At 54.1% G+C, this 18,006-nt stretch carries 16 protein-coding genes; 9 read left to right on the plus strand and 7 right to left on the minus strand.

What is annotated here, in order from left to right; genetic code table 11:
* Positions 1-224: 224 nt before the first annotated feature.
* On the minus strand, positions 225-1,427 hold the full coding sequence (gene tyrS / locus AADB16_RS00005; protein ID WP_309045076.1) for a tyrosine--tRNA ligase: 1,203 nt from the start codon (positions 1,425-1,427) through the stop codon (positions 225-227).
* Positions 1,428-1,730: 303 nt separating this feature from the next.
* On the opposite strand from tyrS, the gene AADB16_RS00010 reads away from it, so the two are divergent.
* Together AADB16_RS00010 and AADB16_RS00015 are read left to right on the plus strand one after the other, a co-directional pair.
* Positions 1,731-3,110: an OapA family protein gene (locus AADB16_RS00010; protein WP_410803537.1), complete on the plus strand. Its 1,380-nt coding sequence runs from the start codon at positions 1,731-1,733 to the stop codon at positions 3,108-3,110.
* A 6-nt stretch (positions 3,111-3,116) separates the two neighbouring features.
* On the plus strand, positions 3,117-4,214 hold the full coding sequence (locus AADB16_RS00015) for an anhydro-N-acetylmuramic acid kinase (RefSeq protein WP_410800551.1): 1,098 nt from the start codon (positions 3,117-3,119) through the stop codon (positions 4,212-4,214).
* Between the two features lie 38 nt (positions 4,215-4,252).
* Here AADB16_RS00015 and erpA read toward each other — a convergent pair whose 3' ends face one another.
* From erpA to argC, 4 genes are all read right to left on the minus strand, one after another.
* Positions 4,253-4,585: an iron-sulfur cluster insertion protein ErpA gene (gene erpA / locus AADB16_RS00020; RefSeq protein ID WP_298453167.1), complete on the minus strand. Its 333-nt coding sequence runs from the start codon at positions 4,583-4,585 to the stop codon at positions 4,253-4,255.
* Between the two features lie 84 nt (positions 4,586-4,669).
* Entirely contained in the window at positions 4,670-5,149 is a 480-nt protein-coding gene (locus AADB16_RS00025; RefSeq protein ID WP_410800553.1) for a bactofilin family protein, read from the minus strand.
* Between the two features lie 2 nt (positions 5,150-5,151).
* On the minus strand, positions 5,152-5,892 hold the full coding sequence (locus AADB16_RS00030; RefSeq protein WP_410800555.1) for a DUF6776 family protein: 741 nt from the start codon (positions 5,890-5,892) through the stop codon (positions 5,152-5,154).
* A 9-nt stretch (positions 5,893-5,901) separates the two neighbouring features.
* Positions 5,902-6,939 (minus strand): N-acetyl-gamma-glutamyl-phosphate reductase, encoded by a 1,038-nt coding sequence (gene argC, locus AADB16_RS00035; protein ID WP_410800557.1) that lies wholly within the window; start codon positions 6,937-6,939, stop codon positions 5,902-5,904.
* Positions 6,940-7,109: 170 nt separating this feature from the next.
* Here argC and AADB16_RS00040 point away from each other — a divergent pair, with 170 nt between their 5' ends.
* From AADB16_RS00040 to AADB16_RS00065, 6 genes are all read left to right on the plus strand, one after another.
* Entirely contained in the window at positions 7,110-8,885 is a 1,776-nt protein-coding gene (locus AADB16_RS00040; protein ID WP_309045071.1) for a chloride channel protein, read from the plus strand.
* A 3-nt stretch (positions 8,886-8,888) separates the two neighbouring features.
* The gene (hemJ, locus tag AADB16_RS00045; RefSeq protein WP_309045070.1) at positions 8,889-9,311 is read left to right on the plus strand and encodes a protoporphyrinogen oxidase HemJ; all 423 of its coding nucleotides are present in this window, start codon (positions 8,889-8,891) and stop codon (positions 9,309-9,311) included.
* A gap of 12 nt (positions 9,312-9,323) precedes the next feature.
* Positions 9,324-10,112 carry a bifunctional hydroxymethylpyrimidine kinase/phosphomethylpyrimidine kinase gene (locus tag AADB16_RS00050; protein ID WP_410803539.1) on the plus strand — a complete coding sequence of 263 codons (789 nt, stop codon included), beginning with the start codon at positions 9,324-9,326 and terminating at the stop codon, positions 10,110-10,112.
* A complete protein-coding gene (gene thiE, locus AADB16_RS00055) occupies positions 10,100-10,768 on the plus strand; it encodes a thiamine phosphate synthase (RefSeq protein ID WP_410800559.1) in 669 nt (222 codons plus the stop codon). Before AADB16_RS00050 ends, thiE begins: the two co-directional genes overlap by 13 nt.
* A 15-nt stretch (positions 10,769-10,783) precedes the next feature.
* The gene (hemL, locus tag AADB16_RS00060) at positions 10,784-12,064 is read left to right on the plus strand and encodes a glutamate-1-semialdehyde 2,1-aminomutase (RefSeq protein ID WP_309045068.1); all 1,281 of its coding nucleotides are present in this window, start codon (positions 10,784-10,786) and stop codon (positions 12,062-12,064) included.
* A 345-nt stretch (positions 12,065-12,409) separates the two neighbouring features.
* A complete protein-coding gene (locus AADB16_RS00065; RefSeq protein WP_309045067.1) occupies positions 12,410-13,330 on the plus strand; it encodes a lipase family alpha/beta hydrolase in 921 nt (306 codons plus the stop codon).
* A 55-nt stretch (positions 13,331-13,385) separates the two neighbouring features.
* Here AADB16_RS00065 and AADB16_RS00070 read toward each other — a convergent pair whose 3' ends face one another.
* Together AADB16_RS00070 and mrcB are read right to left on the minus strand one after the other, a co-directional pair.
* Entirely contained in the window at positions 13,386-13,958 is a 573-nt protein-coding gene (locus AADB16_RS00070; RefSeq protein ID WP_410800561.1) for a tetratricopeptide repeat protein, read from the minus strand.
* Positions 13,955-16,288 carry a penicillin-binding protein 1B gene (gene mrcB, locus AADB16_RS00075; RefSeq protein ID WP_410800563.1) on the minus strand — a complete coding sequence of 778 codons (2,334 nt, stop codon included), beginning with the start codon at positions 16,286-16,288 and terminating at the stop codon, positions 13,955-13,957. Before mrcB ends, AADB16_RS00070 begins: the two co-directional genes overlap by 4 nt.
* Positions 16,289-16,445: 157 nt before the next feature.
* Here mrcB and AADB16_RS00080 point away from each other — a divergent pair, with 157 nt between their 5' ends.
* The gene (locus AADB16_RS00080; RefSeq protein WP_410803541.1) at positions 16,446-17,984 is read left to right on the plus strand and encodes an AAA family ATPase; all 1,539 of its coding nucleotides are present in this window, start codon (positions 16,446-16,448) and stop codon (positions 17,982-17,984) included.
* Positions 17,985-18,006 lie beyond the last annotated feature (22 nt).

Here is an 18,006-nt window from a genome sequence, read left to right on the forward strand (position 1 = left end):
GCCGTTGCTCAATCAAGGTGGCGTATTCTACATCGTCTCGCCGCCTTGTCAACCGTTTAATTAAAGAATCTTCAAACTCGTTTTCTTTAATACTTTCAAACAGTTGACCTTCTCAATCCACCCCGTCTCAACGGTGTGTCCCTCGAAGGAGATGCGCATTCTACAGACACACGCAGATCTGTCAACGGCCATTTTGAAATAAACTCAAAATAGCCGAAAATCGATCAAGCAGTGATCAAAATGCGGGCAATCTTCTTCTTCCCAGCCTGAATCACACAACTATCACCTTCGACAAAGGCACGATCACCCTCAAATTGCTGTCCATCAACAAACACCGCACCGCGACCCAGGACATCCCGCGCAGCCGCTCCATTCTTTACAAGGCCAGCCATTCGCAAGACAGACGGCATAAGAATCTCCGCCTGCCCCTCCAGGGAAACCTCTACTTGAGGAACATTCTCCGGGATATCCCCCAATGCAACCCGGTTACCTGCGGACTTGTGGGCCGTACTTGCAGCTTCTTCGCTGTGAAAACGGGTAATGATCTCTTCCGCCAACAGCTTCTTGTAGTCCTGGGGATTAGCCCCCTCCTCAACAGCCTTCTGGAACTCAGCCACCTCCGCAAGGGGACGGAAGCTCAAAAGCTCAAAGTATCGCCAAAGCAACTCATCGGGCACAGACAGTAGCTTGGTGTACATCTCACCCGGCGCGTCGTTTACACCTATATAGTTACCCAAAGACTTGGACATCTTCTGAACGCCATCCAGACCCTCCAATATGGGCATAGTCAGGACAGCTTGCGGAGCCTGACCGTAGTGCTTTTGCAATATACGCCCCATCAGAAGATTGAACTTCTGATCCGTACCGCCGCACTCAACATCCGCCTCCAGCGCAACCGAGTCGTAACCCTGTATTAGCGGGTAAAGAAATTCGTGTATGGCAATCGGTTGTTCAGAGCGATAGCGCTTGGTGAAGTCGTCACGCTCCAACATCCGGGCAACAGTATACTGACCCGCTAACTGGATCATGTCGGCCGCAGCCATCTTGCTCATCCACTCAGAGTTGAAGACCACCCGGGTTTTGTTCGGATCCAGAATCTTAAACACCTGCTCTTTATAGGTAATCGCATTTTGCGCGACCTGCTCATCGGTTAACGGTGGCCGGGTGGCACTCTTACCCGACGGGTCACCGATCTTTCCGGTGAAGTCTCCTATAAGGAAGATGACCTCGTGCCCGAGATCCTGAAACTGGCGTAGCTTATTAATCAGCACGGTATGACCGAGATGGAGATCGGGGGCTGTAGGGTCGAAACCTGCCTTAATACGCAAAGGGCGACCTTCTTTTAACTTCGCAACCAGATCATCTTCCGGTATTAGTTCGTCTACGCCTCGCTTGATAATCGCCAGCGCTTCATCAATAGATGCCATGAATCTTGTATCCCCAATCGGTTTCACAAAAAATATCAGTTACAGACTTCAACAAAAGAACTCTGTGAGTTACCTGGTGCCCTGCTAAAGTGTAAGCGCTCAGTTTTTAAACAATGCCGGGCATTTCGGGCGGTCGCATTATATCAATGGCACCGCAAGAAATCCGGCCTGCAGCGCAACAACCGTAATGTTCTACGCTGTTCCACGCGCTTTTTATACGGTAATCTGTTGGTTCACACTTGAACAACAGCTTTAACTAGATGGCACAAGCTGCCGGAATACGGATTGAAACGGATGCGACACTTGTTGAAAATGTTTCCAAAAACCCATATTACCATTGCCGCTGCTGCAACCGTTGTAGTATCTGCCGCAATTTTGATGAGCCCCAGCGCCGACGTTGAGGCCAAACGAATGTCATATACCCTCGACTTGGAGCAGGGTAAGGCGTCAGCAATTATCTCCCAAAAGTCGCCACAGAAGCGCTCCACCGCTGCCGAGCCCGTTGCTGCAGATCAGCCTGCTGTTGTTTCTCCGGAGACTCCAGAGCCTGTAACCGCCGAAATTACACCCCGCCATACCTGGCAAACATTCGATATTAAATCAGGCGACACACTATCTTCCCTTTTCAAGAAAGCGGGATTCAACGACGGCACCATGCTCTCCGTAATTCATGGCGAAGGTGAGGCAAACAAGCTGCAACGCCTCTACGCTGGCGAAACGATCCGCTTTGCCATTGATAGCGACGGTGAGCTTGCAGCAGTTGAACTCCAGCGCAGCCGCCTGGAAACACTGAAGATTGACATACAAGAAGGGACTTTTACAGGCCAAACGGAAGTCCGCGAACCCGAGCCCAAGCCTGCGTTTGCTTCGGGCACCATCGATGGTTCACTTTACCTCGCCGCGCGCGAAGCTGGGCTAAACGATCGCCTAACTATGGAGCTTTCTGGCATATTTGGCTGGGACATCGACTTTGTTTACGACGTTCGCAAGGGCGACCAGTTTGAAGTTGTCTATGAAGAACTCTATCTCGATGGTGAGAAGTTTAGCACCGGCCGCATTCTGTCTGCCCGCTTTATAAACCGTGGCGAAGAAAACGTTGCCCTCCTCTATACAGACAGCAATGGCGATAGCGACTACTATACACCCGACGGTAAAAGCATGCGCAAGGCTTTCTTGCGCACGCCTATCGACGCGCGAATTTCCTCGTCATTTAACCTACAACGCCGCCACCCAGTACTGGATGTAGTGCGCCCCCATGAAGGAACAGATTACGCCGCACCTCCAGGATCACCCATCAAGGCTGCGGGTAACGGCAGAGTTCAGTTTTCCGGTTGGAAAGGCGGCTATGGCCGTACAATTGTCTTAAAGCACGGTGACAACATCACCACGCTGTATGCACACATGAGCCGATTAGCCAAAGGCATGAAAAACGGCGCCCGTGTCAAGCAAGGCCAAACCATAGGTTACGTTGGCTCCTCCGGCATGGTAACCGGGCCGCACCTACACTATGAATTCCGCGTAAACGGCTCGCCGCGCAACTCCAGAACCGTAAAACTGCCTGATGCACAGCCAATTTCGGCGACTGAAATGGCACGATTCAAAAAGCATACGCAACAGCAAGTTGCGCAGTTTGAAGCCTTCCGGACAAACTTCCAACACCTGGCTTTGGCCTCGGACAACTGATTTATTATGGACACCTGGATCGGGCTCATGTCCGGCACCAGCATGGATGGCATAGATGCCGTGCTGGTGTCCTTCCAGGGCAAATCTGTCCGCACTCACGCCACGCACTCCTGTCCTTACCCTGAAGATCTGCGCAAGCGCCTGGTACTGGCTAGCCAGAATCAAGCCACACCAGACGAAGTGGGCGAACTCGGTACACTGGTCGGCACACTTTTCGCAAACACCGCGGAAGCCCTGATCTGCAAGTCCGGGGTAGACAGGTCGTCAATTCGTGCCATTGGAAGCCACGGACAAACCCTGAGGCACCAACCTTCCGGGCCCGGCCGCTTCTCACTCCAGATCGGCAACCCGTCAATCATTGCAGAGAAAACCTGCGTTACGACAGTGGGAGATTTCCGCAGCCGTGACATGGCCGCTGGTGGGCAAGGCGCTCCTCTGGTTCCAGCCTTTCATCAGCATTTTTTCGGTTCGGACACAGAAGACAGATGCATCCTCAATCTCGGCGGCATCGCCAACATAACCTGGATTCCATCAGCTCGACGCAGCCCGGCAACCGGCTTCGACACGGGGCCTGCAAATGCTCTGATGGATGCATGGTGCCAGGATCAAACCGGACGCCTTTACGATGAAGACGGCCACTGGGCCATGGAAGGCATTGTTGACCACGCACTGTTGAGTGACATGCTCACGGATGCTTACTTTGAGCGGCCGACCCCCAAGAGCACCGGGAAAGAAAAGTTTAATCTTGAATGGGTTAAAACTCTGGTGAAGCGACACGAAAATGTTCTGCCAGAAGACGTTCAGCGCACGCTATTGCAACTGACCGTGATCACAGCGATCCGACAAATGCCTCAGTCACCAGGCATGATCGTTTATGCCTGTGGCGGGGGTACTCGGAATAGCTTGCTTATGAAGGAAATTTCTCAGGGACTTAGCCCTATTCGCGTGCACAGCACCGCTGAACTCGGCCTTGATCCGCAGTGGGTAGAGCCTACTGCATTTGCATGGCTGGCACAGCAAACGATGGAGCACAAACCAGGGAACTTGCCAGAGGTAACCGGAGCTAAAGGTCCGCGAATTCTTGGGGCAATTTACCCGGCATAATAAAAGCGATCGCTGCCGGGCATTAAACTCACACAACCTCAAATCGTAAACGAGCTACCACAACCACAGGTAGAGCTCGCATTAGGGTTCTGTACCACAAACTGAGAGCCCTGCAAGCCTTCCTGGTAATCTACGGTGGCGCCCACAAGGTACTGGTAACTCATAGGGTCTACCAGCAATACAGCTCCATCCCGCTCAATTACAGTATCTTCCTCATCCTGAGTTTCATCAAATGAGAACCCGTACTGAAACCCCGAACATCCACCGCCGGTAACAAACACGCGCAGCCTGAGGTCGGAATTGCCTTCCTCATCAACCAGTTCTCGTACTTTGTTGACCGCACTATCGCTGAAAAACAGCGGTGCGGCCATTTGCTGTTGAACTACACTCAAGCTTGCCTCCGGATTACCTGATACAACTGCATTGATTATGGTATTCCTGAGTAAAACAATCAACTATTCGGACTTACCACCATCTTGGCCGGAAGACTCGTCAGCGCTTTCGACGGAAAGATTGCGATCAGCTTCCGGCCGCGACACCTTATCCTGGGTCAGCAACCCAGAAGGCTCACGCTGGTGAACGAGATTGCCGTTTACCGATGCGCCCATCGCCATCTGGATGAGATTGTAGTAAACGCTGCCGTTAATAGCGGCCTTTTCAGCAAGCTCCAGATGCGCAGACGCATACACGTCGCCGTTCACTGTTCCGTTGATGACTACGTGCGGGGCGGATATGTCGCCGGTCACCTCACCTACCTCTGAAACTCTCAGAACCGCATCACTCCCCTCTTCAGCCAGCACTTTGCCCCTGATATGTCCATCAACATGCAAGCCACCAGAAAAACGCACATCCCCTTCTATGGTCGTGCGCGAAGAGATCAGCGTATCGAAGTTACCGGTGGCCCGACGGGGCTTTGCCTTTTTCTTGCCAAACATTTCTAGTTCTCCGTTAAATCGCCCCAGCCGAAGGTTCGTTCGGCCTGCGAGGATTTGCGTCCTTCGGCCTGAGCAACCACCTGCACTTCAAGTGGTTCAAAACCGTCTGGCAATGTCAGTTTACCTTCCACATCCTGGAAATACCGAAAGCGGAATTTCACGCCAAGATCTTTTATTTCCTGGGACAGGTCTCGCAGTGCGATAACTTCTTTTTCCTGGTCGCGCATCCCAATTATATTGACGGCCACAACACCTGCAATATAGCTCTTGTTGTTACCAACCTGTGTCAACACGAGTTTGAAATTATAAACGCCTGCCTGCCTATCGTTGGTCAGTGAAAACCGATCAACCTGCAACCCCTTGCTGGTTTCAGAGGGCGCCATGATATTTTTATAGAATGTGAGATCTGATTTAAGCGAACCTACCCGGGTTTCCAATTCCACAATGATGTTCCGGGCCTGATTCAGCGCTTGCTCATCAATGAGTTTACCACGCTCGAGATTAACCAAACGCTGACGGGCATCGCGATAGTTGGCTTCCAGAGCTGCCAGCTTGTCTTCCAATCGCTCGTTGGAGGCTTCGACCCCAGTGGACCGAAAACCTCCCTGAGCCAGCCCAGCAGCATACCCGCCAGCGCCAGCAATCACTGTGCACACAATCAGGATCAGCGCCCGCTTCAGCCGGTATCCCGGCCGATGGCGGATAACAACATATTCCTCAGAGGGTTTTCGTTGTTCGCTCACTGGCGTTCCTCACGGCAGTAGCGCAGGTGCTTCAAGGCCCAGCGTTTCTTTGAGGCCAAACATGATGTTCATGTTCTGGACAGCTTGGCCGGCCGCGCCTTTCACCAGGTTATCAATCACAGAGGAAATGATCACAATGTTGCTCTGTTCCTGGCGATGCAGTGCCATACGGCACAAGTTTGCACCCCGTACACTCCGGGTCTCCGGATGGCTACCGAACGGCATCACGTCTACAAACGGCTCGTCACGGTAACGCTCCTCGAACAGTGCCTGCAAACGGTCAAAATCAACCGGATTCTTCAGCTCTGCATAGAGCGTTGCTTCTATGCCGCGAATCATCGGAACAAGATGAGGCACAAATGTTACACCGGTTTCAGTGCCGGCCGCGGCAGACAAGCCCTGTCGAATCTCCGGCAAGTGACGGTGGCCTGATGCCCCATAGGCTTTGAAACTTTCACTGACTTCACCATGCAACATGGCAATTTTGCCCTGTCGGCCACCGCCGCTGGCGCCGGATTTGGCATCTGCAATCAACCGTGACGGGTCAACCAGCCCACTCTCCAGCAGTGGGAGAAAGCCCAGCTGAACCGCTGTCGGATAGCACCCGGGGTTAGCAACCAGCTGTGCCTTGGCAATTTCAGCGCGCGCGACTTCTGGCAAACCGTAAACAGCCTTTTCAACCCACTCCGGTGATTTATGGGGCAAGCCGTACCACTGGGACCAGACCTTCAGATCCTTGAGTCGGAAGTCTGCTGACAGGTCAACAACCCGCACACCCGCAGCCATTAACTCAGGAATCATCTCCATTGCAACGCCGTGTGGTGTTGCAAAAAACACCAGATCGCAGGCGGCAAGAACACTGGCGTCCGGCTCTGAATAAGCCAGATCAAAGTGCCCACGGAGATTTGGGTACATATCGGATACCGGCACTCCGGCCTCAGATCTTGAGGTTATGCAGCTTACCGTTGCTTCCGGATGAACAGCGAGAATTCTGAGGAGTTCGACGCCGGTGTAGCCGGTGCCGCCCACAATGCCTACTTTTATCAACTTGCTCTCCAGCGACGTTGGATAAGGATTTCGAGGTGTCTTTGCCTGTAGCTTAACGCCTTAGTCTATCATGATAAACCAACGACTCATTGCAGCCTGCAAAGTGACAGTTACAATGATGTCAGAAACCCTCTGGAAGGCCACTCTCTTGTTCCGGAACATCGGCACCCATGAATAAAGTCTGGCATCGGATTAGTGAAAGAATAACCTCTGTTTTCACACGCAGTATGTCCGGTGTGGATTCTTTACCACAGCTGGCTATTCTGGGTCTGCTATCCGGGCTGGTCACGGGCGCCGTGATTCTGGTCTTCCGGCTGGCCATCGAATGGCCGCTGGAGTATTTCCTACCGGGAGAAGGCTCCGAAGCGTTTGAAAGCCTCGATATAATCACCCGCGGCGTGCTGCCACTTGCAGGCGCGCTCAGTATTGGCCTGTTTTTACACCGCCTAGCCACTCATGACCGGAAAGTTGGTGTCGTCCATGTGATGGAGCGCCTGAATTACCACCAGGGTTACATCACCGCACGGAGCGCTATTATTCAGTTCGTTGTGGGTGTGGGCACGGTGATCACCGGGCAATCAGCTGGCCGGGAGGGGCCTGCCGTTCATTTGGGCGCTGCATTCTCTAGCCTCATGGGGCAGTGGATGCGCCTACCCAACAACAGCATACGCACCCTGGTGGCATGCGGTTGTGCTGCCGCCATATCCGCATCATTCAACACCCCAATTGCCGGAGTAATTTTCGCCATGGAAGTGGTGATGATGGAGTACACGATAGCCGGGTTCACGCCCATTATTCTTGCGGCCGTTAGCGCAGCGGTGGTCACCCAGCTAGTGTATGGATCTGAGCCCGCATTTAACGTACCTGCGTTGACCATGAACTCGTTTCTGGAGATACCCTGGATTCTGGTTATTGCTATTATTATTGGCGTTTCCGCAGCGCTATTCATTCATCTGGTCGACGCCATGGGGCGGTTCAACCAGCGCCCCATCTTATTGCGAGTGATCATCGCCGGGATGCTGATGGCCGTTGCCGCTGTGGCAGTTCCCCAAACCATGGGCATTGGATACGACACAGTAAACGAAACCATGAACGGCGAACTCGGCCTCTGGTTACTTCTTAGCGTAGGTGCTGCGAAACTGGTTATCACCGCGTTGACCGTCGGGCTGGGCATGCCCAGCAGCATTATAGGCCCAACGCTTGTTATGGGCGCTGCGCTTGGCGGGGCTCTGGGCCTCATCGGGGGAGACATCCTCCCCGGCCACGCTTCATCGGTCGGCTTTTATGCCATGCTCGGAATGGGCGCCATGATGGGTGCGGTGTTACAGGCTCCCCTAGCCGCGCTAATGGCTCTTATGGAGCTAACCCGCAATCCCAACATTATTCTTCCCGGTATGCTGGTTATTACCACAGCTACGCTTATCACAAGTGAGGCATTCGGAAAAAAATCCCTCTTCCTGACCGTACTTAAAAGCCAAGGCCTTAGCTATCAAAGCTCACCGGTTATCCAGGCTTTGCGACGGGTATCTGTGGCGGCAATCATGGACAAGAGCATACTGCGCATAAATAGACACCTCACGGCGGAAGAGGCCCGCAAAGCGCTCCAGGCGGAACCAAAGTGGTTGATCGTCGATGGCAAGAACGGCCCCACAGCTTTGTTACCTGCGGTCGACCTTGCCCGTTACCTGGAAGATTCAGTAGATGCCGCGTCGAACGAAACGGACGAACCTGTCGAATCGATTGACCTGATGGACATACCCGCACACCGGCGCGATATTGCACCGGTGCAATATCAAGCGACCCTCGAAGAGGCAATGCACGAGTTTGAGAACTCCAGCGCTGAGGCGTTGTATGTGCAACGCCATGTAGCACCAATGATTCAAAGGGTTTACGGCGTTATGCTTAAATCTGACATCGAAAGTTATTACCAATATCGACGGAGCTGATCAATGCTGTGGGTTAAGGCCTTTCATATAATTTCTCTGGTGTGCTGGTTTGCCGGCCTGTTCTATCTGCCAAGGCTGTTCGTCTACCATGCAGCCTGTGAGGATGAGCCGGGGCGCGAGCGTTTCAAAATCATGGAGCGCAAACTCTATCGTGGTATAACCACACCCTCGATGATTGCCACAGTGATCTTTGGCACCTGGTTGCTTACTTATAATGTGTCGGGCTACTTCAGCCAGGGCTGGCTGCATGTGAAACTGCTGCTCGTGGCATTGTTGATTATCTACCACTTTTATTGCGGGCATCTGGTCAAGGTGTTCCGCGACGACCTCAACACTCGCGGCCATGTATTCTATCGCTGGTTCAATGAGTTGCCGGTGCTTATCTTGCTCGCAGTTGTTATTCTCGCTGTCGTTAAGCCGTTCTAGGGAGTTTTAGCAATCAAATACTACACTCGCCCCCACGTACTTGTTCTTTCCGGCCTGGACCCTTCCGGCGGCGCCGGCATCCAGGCGGACATTCAGGCCATCACATCACTCGGGTGCCACCCGTTACCTGTGCTCACTTGTCTGACTGTTCAGGATACCCGGAATGTATACGGTGCCGAAGCCGTCAACCCGGAACTGATACGTGAGCAACTCAGATGCATCGCCGAAGATGTCCCAATACACGCGGTAAAAACCGGAGCCCTGGGCAACTCTGCGGTTGTGGATGTTTTGGTTGATTTTCTCAAGAAGCATCCTGATATACCGGTGATAACCGACCCGGTAATCAAGGCGGCTGGCGGTGGCGATCTGGCGGACGACGAACTGCTTGCCACCATGAAAGCACGCCTATTCCCCCTGGCGGAGATGATCACTCCTAATGGTATAGAGTTGGCCTTACTGGGGGAGTGTGATGATCCTGCCGAGGCTGCGCGCAAACTGCTAAGTAAAGGGTGTGCTTCGGTGCTCGCAACCGGCGGGCATGGCACGGGCATTCACATCACCAACACACTTTACAACCACGCCCCCACACCCACATCGTGGGATGTTGAGCGCATTGGCGGAGAATACCATGGTACAGGCTGCACACTGGCAGCCGCAATTGCTGCCGGTCGAGCGCTAGGTCTATCCCCCCGTGCCGCGATTTCCCAGGCTCAGAACTACGTGCACCGCACTATTTTGCACGCCCTTAAGGTGGGAAGAGGCCAACCGGTTCCGGATCGGGGCATTCTGTGGGAGCGATGAAACGGCGTGTACCCATCGGGCTTTATGCCATTACCGACAGCCAACTAACTCCTTCTGCAACTATGGTTGCCTCCGTAGAAGCCGCCATTCTCGGCGGTGCTGTGATGGTGCAGTATCGGGAAAAGTCGGCGCCCATGGCGGAACGGCTGGCACAAGCAAGAAATCTGCAATCCGTATGCGCCACTACAGACATCCCACTGCTGATTAACGATGATATCGAACTGGCAAAGCGCATCGGCGCTGCGGGCGTTCACCTTGGCCAAACAGATGGATCGGCGGCAGAGGCTCGCCATCTGCTTGGGGATGGCGCAATTATTGGCATCACATGCCATGCCGACCTTGCACTGGCTGAAGCAGCCGCGGCAGACGGCGCAGATTACCTGGCATTTGGTCGGTTTTTCAATTCATCAACCAAACCGGATGCCCCGCCCGCCCCAACCGCCATCTTGGCCGAAGCAAAACGTTTCAAGCGCCCAGTTGCGGCCATTGGTGGAATCACTACAGAAAACGGCGAGCTCCTTGTTCGCGCAGGCGCCGACCTGCTTGCGGTTGTTGGCGGACTTTTTGGGGGTAACCCCGAAGCCACAATACAGAAAGCACAGACATTCCAAAGGCTGTTTGCCAGCCACCATCCACTATTTTCAACTCCCAGATAACAGGAGCTCCCACAAATGACACACTCCGAAACCCTGTTCGAACAGGCACAGAAATACATCCCTGGCGGCGTTAACTCCCCCGTTCGCGCATTCCGTGGCGTGGGTGGCACCCCGATCTTTTTCAAACACGCTGAAGGCGCCTACCTCTACGATGAGGACGGCCAGCGCTATATTGATTACATCGGATCCTGGGGCCCAATGATTCTTGGCCACTCTGACAAGCGCATCAAAGAGGCCCTGCACGCTCAGGTAGATCTCGGGGTTGGCTACGGCGCACCTACCTCTATCGAAACCGATATGGCTCGCAAAGTGTGCGAACTGGTACCGTCAATTGATCTGGTGCGCATGGTGAACTCTGGCACCGAGGCCACTATGAGCGCCATTCGGCTAGCCCGCGGATTCACCGGCCGCGACAAAATCATCAAGTTTGAAGGCTGCTACCACGGGCACGTTGATTCACTGTTGGTTAAAGCTGGCTCCGGCGCACTAACCTTGGGCGTTCCCAACTCGCCCGGCATTCCCAGTTGCCTGGCTGAGCTCACGCTGACTCTCGACTTCAACGATATTGAAGGTGTTCGCAAGACCTTTAAAGAAATGGGCGATGAGATTGCAGCCATTATCGTGGAGCCGGTTGCAGGCAACATGAATTGCATACCTCCGGTTCCGGGCTTTCTGGAGTGCCTGCGTGAAGTCTGCGATGAGCACGGCACCGTGCTGATATTTGACGAAGTGATGTCCGGGTTCCGCGTATCACTCGGCGGTGCTCAGGGTCTGTATGGGGTAACCCCGGACCTGACAGCGCTAGGCAAGGTAATCGGCGGAGGCCTGCCTGTTGGCGCCTTTGGTGGAAAGCGTGAAATCATGGAGTATATTGCGCCTCTAGGCCCGGTGTACCAGGCCGGCACGCTGAGCGGCAACCCACTGGCCATGAGCGCAGGTCTGGCAACCCTGAACGCCATCTCTGAACCAGGTTTTCACGATCGTCTGACCGAGAAAACTGTTGCACTACGGGATGGCTTGAAGGCTGCAGCAGATGCGGCAGGCATACCTTTAGCCGTTCAGGGCGCAGGCGCTATGTTTGGTTTCTTCTTCACTGAAGAATCCAGTGTTACCAGCTTCAATCAGGTAATGGCCTGCGACGTGGAACGCTTCAAGACATTTTTCCAAGGCATGCTTAAAGAAGGAGTTTACCTCGCGCCTTCTGCCTTTGAGGCTGGTTTCACTAGCGCCGCTCTGTCGGATCAGGACATCGCCGATACGATTGCTGCAGCCAAGAAGGTTTTCGCAACTCTTTAATTGCCCAAGCTTGTCGGTTCAGATCGGGCAATACGCTTTTGCACCGACACTCGGCAGGACGTCAAAACGATGTCCTGTCGAGACAATCTGTGACCCTCGTCACGCTATAACCCCCTCCCTGGAAGTTTTGCCCCTTTAGCCGTTGACTATAAAACCGCACTGATCAAATTATAGCCAAGTATCCGTAGCGATGCTCTGACGGCAAACATCTAACAACAACATGGAAGTCAGTAAGCAGAGGCTCTGCGCCATGCGTTATGGCACAGGCGCGAAGTATCTGGAACAACCCGTTAGGTTGAGCCGCAGTTTGAATAACAAACACAACCTCAAACTGTAGGAAAAACCATGAAACTCTGGATCAAAACACTCGCTCTGGTTGTGACCATAGCTTGGTCAGCCCCCTCCGCCGCCTGGTGGTGGAACTCTAAACCCGCAAATTACGCTGGCACCCAGTACCCCATAGTATTGGTGCACGGTATGTTCGGCTTCAACTCGATTATTGGCGTGGACTACTGGTATGGCATCGCAGAGGATCTCCGCAAAAATGGCGCGGATGTTTATGCAACGCAGGTACCGGCCCTGGAAAGCACTATTGCCAGGGGTGAGGAACTGCTGTCACAGGTAGAATCTATTGCTGCCGTGCACGGCAAAGTAAACCTCGTAGGCCATAGCCATGGCGGACCTACGGCCCGCTATGTAGCCCGGGTACGGCCTGACTTGGTGGCCTCGGTTACATCTATAGGCTCGCCTCACAAAGGCTCCGCTGTTGCTGATGTGATCATCGGATCACCAGCAAGCGGACTGGCAAATACGTTGGGCAACGCGCTTGGCGGTCTTATAGACCTGATCTCCGGCGGCGGATACGATCAAAATATGGAAGCAAGCCTTCAATCTCTTACAACCCAAGGCAGTGCAGAGTTCAACAGCTTTGCACCTGCAGGCATCCCAACAAGCGCCTGCGGTGAAGGCGCACATTCCGCAAACGGCGTTCGCTTCTATTCCTGGGGTGGCACTGGCGTTCTCACCAACGTTCTGGACCCTTCCGACGCCCTACTTGGTGTTACCAGCCTGGCAATGGGTTCATCTCAGCATGACGGCCTTGTTGAGCGCTGCAGCAACCATTTTGGCAAGATTATCCGGGACAACTACTTTATGAATCACCTGGATGAAGTAAACCAGGCATTAGGACTGCACAGCTTATTCGAGACCGATCCGAAAGCTGTAATCAAGCAACACGCAAACCGGTTGAAGAACGCCGGTCTTTAAGCGACATCCGGCCCTGCCAGAAAATCTCTCTGGCAGGGTCATTCACCACGCTATGTTACAAGGCTGCCGCACGCTCTTCAGCTTGGCTTGCCCCTGCCACATTACCCCGCGCCCTGCGTATATCCGCCAGCAACAACCAACCTGCGCGCTGCAGTCGGGAATCGTTTCCCGCCAGAGATAACCCTTTCAACGTAAATTGCTCTGCAGGCCCAAGCTTATTGCCGGCCACGTAGGCTTCAGACAATTTAAAGTAGACCTCTGCAGATCTGGGCGCGATTCTTTGCGCACGCTCCAGTCGAACAATGGCACCCTGGGCATCGCCACTTTTTAACAGGGCGTCCGCTTCGCGAACCAGGCTGAGAGCTGCTGGTGAAAGCGCATCCCCGGCATCCTGATAACTCGGTTTGCTGCTACGCTGGGGCTGCTGTTCTGGCTCTCGGCTTTCCGTCTGCTCACTCTTGCGCCAGACTTGAGTCTCGTCTTTTCCTTCAGCCGTCTGTGGTGGTTCCGGCGCACGTTCAGAGCCCCCTGCAGGCACGTAAATAGGGCCTCCCGGCCCAGTTGCGCAACCCGCCAGGCTCAGAAATGCTGCCAACATACCCACATGAAAAACACCTTGCCTACTCATTGGAACAACCCTTCAAACCAGCCTCGAATTTTCCGCTCAAGGGTACCAGAGCAAGACACCTTCTGTGTCGGCTCACTACCCGATATAAACGGCAGAAGGCGCGCATTATCGCAGTACTCATCGGTTAATGCCTGCTTTTCCGGATTTACCCAGTGGTAGCTGACACCATCGGGTATTACCGGGGAGAAACCGTGCTGTGGCACTTGTGCCATGAACCGCGACCATACGGGCAAGGCTCCGGTAGCGCCGGTTAGCGCGGTGGGTCCATTATCGTCCCGGCCCACCCAGGCAACCGCCAGCAAATCTCCGCTGAAGCCGGCAAACCAGGAGTCGCGGCCGTCGTCGGTTGTTCCGGTTTTACCGGCCAACGTAAGCTCCTTGGGAACCGAGTAGTAAGCCGAGCGCCCTGTACCTTCCTGCATGGTTTCTTGCATTGCGTACTGCAGCAGATGCACTGCCGCGGGGTCCGCCACCTGATCCACCTCAAGGCTATAGCGTGAAAGCGCCCCACCGGCTGAATCCGTCACTTCTCTGATCGTGCGCAACGGCGTATTGAACCCGGACGTCGCCAAGCCTTGGTAGATTTGGGCAACGGTGACCGGGCTCATGGCAACCGAACCCAATAGCATGGACGGGTATTCAGAAATCGGTGTTGCCACACCAAACGCCCGCAAGGTTTTAATGACAGCCGGAACGCCAACATCCAGGCCCACACGCACGGCCGGCAGGTTATAGGACTTCGAAAGCGCGCGATGCAGGGGTACTTCGCCACGCTCTTCACCACTGTAGTTTTTCGGCTGCCAGCGCCGGCCGTCATCAAATTCAAGCGTAAAAGATTTATCCAGCACTGGCGTCATCAGGGTGTAACGATCCGGCTGTTCCAACGCGGTCAGATAAGTAAACGGCTTGATCAGGGATCCTATGGGGCGGTTAGCATCCAAAGCCCGGTTAAACCCGGCAAACTGCGGGTCTTTGCCGCCCACCAGAGCCAGAACTTCACCGGAATCCTTGGCGGTGACTACCAGCGTCGCTTCCAGGGCTTTGCCGACATCTCCGCTGGCCAGCCTAGGCAAGGTATCCGTAACGGCATACTCAGCTGCGTACTGAATGGCCGGGTTCAGGGTGGTAAAAATTCGGAGACCATCGCTGCGCAGATCTGCTTCTTTGTAATCCCGTGCCAGATGCCGCCGAACAAGATCGATATACGCGGGGTAGCGGTTTTCTGAATACGACGGTTTTGCACTAACGCCAAGTGACAGGCCGCGAGCACGGGCCGCTTTTGCTGAATCAATCAGGCCAGCATCCTCCATCTCACTGATAACCAGATTGCGGCGCTGAGTCGCTCGCTCCGGATGGCGACGGGGGTTGTAATAGCTCGGTCCTTTAACCATACCCACAAGCAGCGCAGTCTGGTGAACGCCCAGGTCTTTCAATGACTCACCAAAATAGAACTGGCTGGCCAACCCGAACCCGTTGATGCTGCGGGTGCCCGCCTGCCCCAGATACACTTCGTTCAGGTAGGTTTCCAGTATGTCGTCTTTCTCGTAATGCCATTCGAGCAAGATCGACATCAAAGCTTCATTGCCCTTGCGTAGCAGGGTCTGATCCCGAGTAAGGAAAAAGTTTTTAACCAGCTGCTGCGTGAGGGTGCTGCCGCCCTGAACGATTTGCCCAGCGCGCATATTGGCCAGCATGGCACGGCCTATGGAGGCCGGTGCAATTCCAAAATGGTTATAAAAGTTGCGGTCTTCCACAGCCATCAGGGCCTGGGGCAGCAACTCAGGGACCTCTTCCAGACGCACCAGTATGCGATCTTCCTTGTGCGCCGGGTAAATTCCGCCAATGCGCGCAGGTTCGAGCCTTACGATTGCTGCGTTGTCACCGGAGGATACGGAGAAACCCTGGATACGATCGCCATATATGTTCAAAGAAAGCCTTCGCCTGGGCTCATTGCCATCCGGAAAACGAAATCCGCGGGTGCTGATAATAAAGTGGCCGCCGTTGCGCCGGTAACTACCAGGCTTTACTCCGTCGCCCTTGCGATAGCCCGCAAGCGTCAATTCCCGCTCCAGTGCGCCCGAACTTACCCCTGCGCCATCGTAGAGTTCCAAGGGCCGCGCATACACTCGGGAAGGCACTTCAAAGCGCCGCCCCTCAAATCTGGATGTGACGACTGCGTCGAGGTACACCATCCAGCAAGCCAGCAGCACAAGGCCAATGGCAGACACACGCATGAACAATTTCCAGAACCAGGAGCGGCGCCCATTCCCGGCGTTTTTTTTCTGGGGCTTTTTATTGGGCTTTTTTGCAGAGGAGCTGTTTTTTTTCATGTGTGGATTATAACGAAGCCTGTACAAGATAAGGCAGGCCAACTATGTGTTATTTATGTAACCTGCCCGTTATGATGGGACGATAAAAATTCAATAAGTTCAGGGAAGCGAGGAGCACACCGTGAGTGAAACATCCCCAGGCAATCTGTTGCTGGCAATGCAGAATCCTGCACTGTACCACCACCCGGTAGATGGATTTCAGATTATAGAAACCCACATCTCTCAGGTGATTCTAACGGGCCAGTATGCCTACAAAATCAAAAAGCCTATGGATTTCGGGTTTCTTGATTTCTCCACGCTGGAACTCCGCAAGCATTTTTGCGAAGAAGAGCTTCGCCTGAACCGTCGCTTGGCAGAGCCACTCTACCTCGAAGTGCTTCCGATCACCGGCAGCCCTGAGCAGCCCGTTATCGGCGGCGATGGTGTGCCGTTTGAGTACATGCTAAAAATGCGTCAGTTCCGTCAAAACCAGCTGTTTGACCAGCAGCAGGAAGCCGGCGAGCTTAAACCGGAACTGCTATCCAGCCTGGCTAAACAGGTGGCAAACTTCCATAACAGCCTTGAACCGATCGCAGACGACAAGCCGCTGGGCACACCAGAAGCCGTGTACGCGGCCATGCAGGAAAACTTTGACCAGATTCGGCCGCTGATCAGCGATGCATCCCTGCTCAGCCAGCTCGATAACCTCGAAACCTGGACCCAAACCACCTTCGAACGCCATCGTGACTTGATTGCGCAACGCAGGGCGGACGGATATGTGCGGGAATGCCACGGTGATCTGCACCTCGCTAACATCACAGTATACGAAGGCAAGGTGACCGTGTTCGACTGCATCGAATTCAACGAGTCTTTTCGCTGGATTGATGTAATTAACGACCTTGCGTTTTTGCTGATGGACCTGGAATCCCGACGCGAGTCAGCGCTGGCTAACCTAGTGCTGAACACTTATCTGGAATACCGGGGCGATTTCGAAGCGCTACCCCTTTTGCCTCTATATAAAGCATACCGCGCGCTGGTCAGGGCGAAGATCGCACTGTTCACTATGGCTAACCCTTCTCTTACTGAACAGGAGAAAGAAGGGCTGATGCAACACTACCGCGACTACGCTCAACTTGCGGAGGATTATAGCAACATTCCAAACCCCTACCTGCTGGCTACCGTGGGCCTTTCCGCCAGCGGGAAGACCTGTATCAGCGCAGCCATGTCAGCAGAACTGGGCCTGATCCGCCTGAGATCTGACGTGGAACGCAAGCGACTGCATGGGCTCGCGCCATTGGAAGACAGCCAGTCCTCCACCGGGGAAAATCTGTATTCTGCCGAAGCCAACGAAAAAACTTACTCGCGGCTGGCCACGCTTGCCGGCGGCTTGCTCGCTGCCGGGCAGCCTGTAATCGTCGATGCCGCCAGCCTGAAAGAAAAGGAGCGCGCATTGATGGCAGCCGTTGCGGAAAGTCAGGGAGTACCCTTTGCCCTGATTCACTGCGAAGCGCCCGAAGCTTTGCGCAAAGAGTGGGTCCGTAACCGTAAGGGCGACGCGTCAGAGGCCACGGTAGAGCTACTGGACGCGCAGAAGGACTGGTTTGAGCCCCTGACAACTGAAGAAACAAGCTACACCGTGCACCTGCGCAGTGATCAGGAACACGTTGCAGAAGCAGTGGCAGACCGCATACGACAGCACTTTGGCCTGCCAAGCTAAAGAACATGAAAGAAACATAATA

The organism is Marinobacter sp. KMM 10035, from assembly GCF_046537445.1.
Classification (GTDB): Bacteria; Pseudomonadota; Gammaproteobacteria; order Pseudomonadales; family Oleiphilaceae; genus Marinobacter; species Marinobacter sediminicola.

Coding starts and splice junctions, on each gene's coding strand:
- hemJ (WP_309045070.1), top strand. CDS start 8,889: ATGCTGTGGGTTAAGGCCTTTCATATAATTTCTCTGGTGTGCTGGTTT.
- erpA (WP_298453167.1), bottom strand. CDS start 4,585: ATGGCCGCACCGCTGTTTTTCAGCGATAGTGCGGTCAACAAAGTACGA.
- AADB16_RS00015 (WP_410800551.1), top strand. CDS start 3,117: ATGGACACCTGGATCGGGCTCATGTCCGGCACCAGCATGGATGGCATA.
- AADB16_RS00080 (WP_410803541.1), top strand. CDS start 16,446: ATGCAGAATCCTGCACTGTACCACCACCCGGTAGATGGATTTCAGATT.
- mrcB (WP_410800563.1), bottom strand. CDS start 16,288: ATGAAAAAAAACAGCTCCTCTGCAAAAAAGCCCAATAAAAAGCCCCAG.
- AADB16_RS00025 (WP_410800553.1), bottom strand. CDS start 5,149: ATGTTTGGCAAGAAAAAGGCAAAGCCCCGTCGGGCCACCGGTAACTTC.
- tyrS (WP_309045076.1), bottom strand. CDS start 1,427: ATGGCATCTATTGATGAAGCGCTGGCGATTATCAAGCGAGGCGTAGAC.
- AADB16_RS00040 (WP_309045071.1), top strand. CDS start 7,110: ATGAATAAAGTCTGGCATCGGATTAGTGAAAGAATAACCTCTGTTTTC.
- AADB16_RS00065 (WP_309045067.1), top strand. CDS start 12,410: ATGAAACTCTGGATCAAAACACTCGCTCTGGTTGTGACCATAGCTTGG.
- hemL (WP_309045068.1), top strand. CDS start 10,784: ATGACACACTCCGAAACCCTGTTCGAACAGGCACAGAAATACATCCCT.
- AADB16_RS00070 (WP_410800561.1), bottom strand. CDS start 13,958: ATGAGTAGGCAAGGTGTTTTTCATGTGGGTATGTTGGCAGCATTTCTG.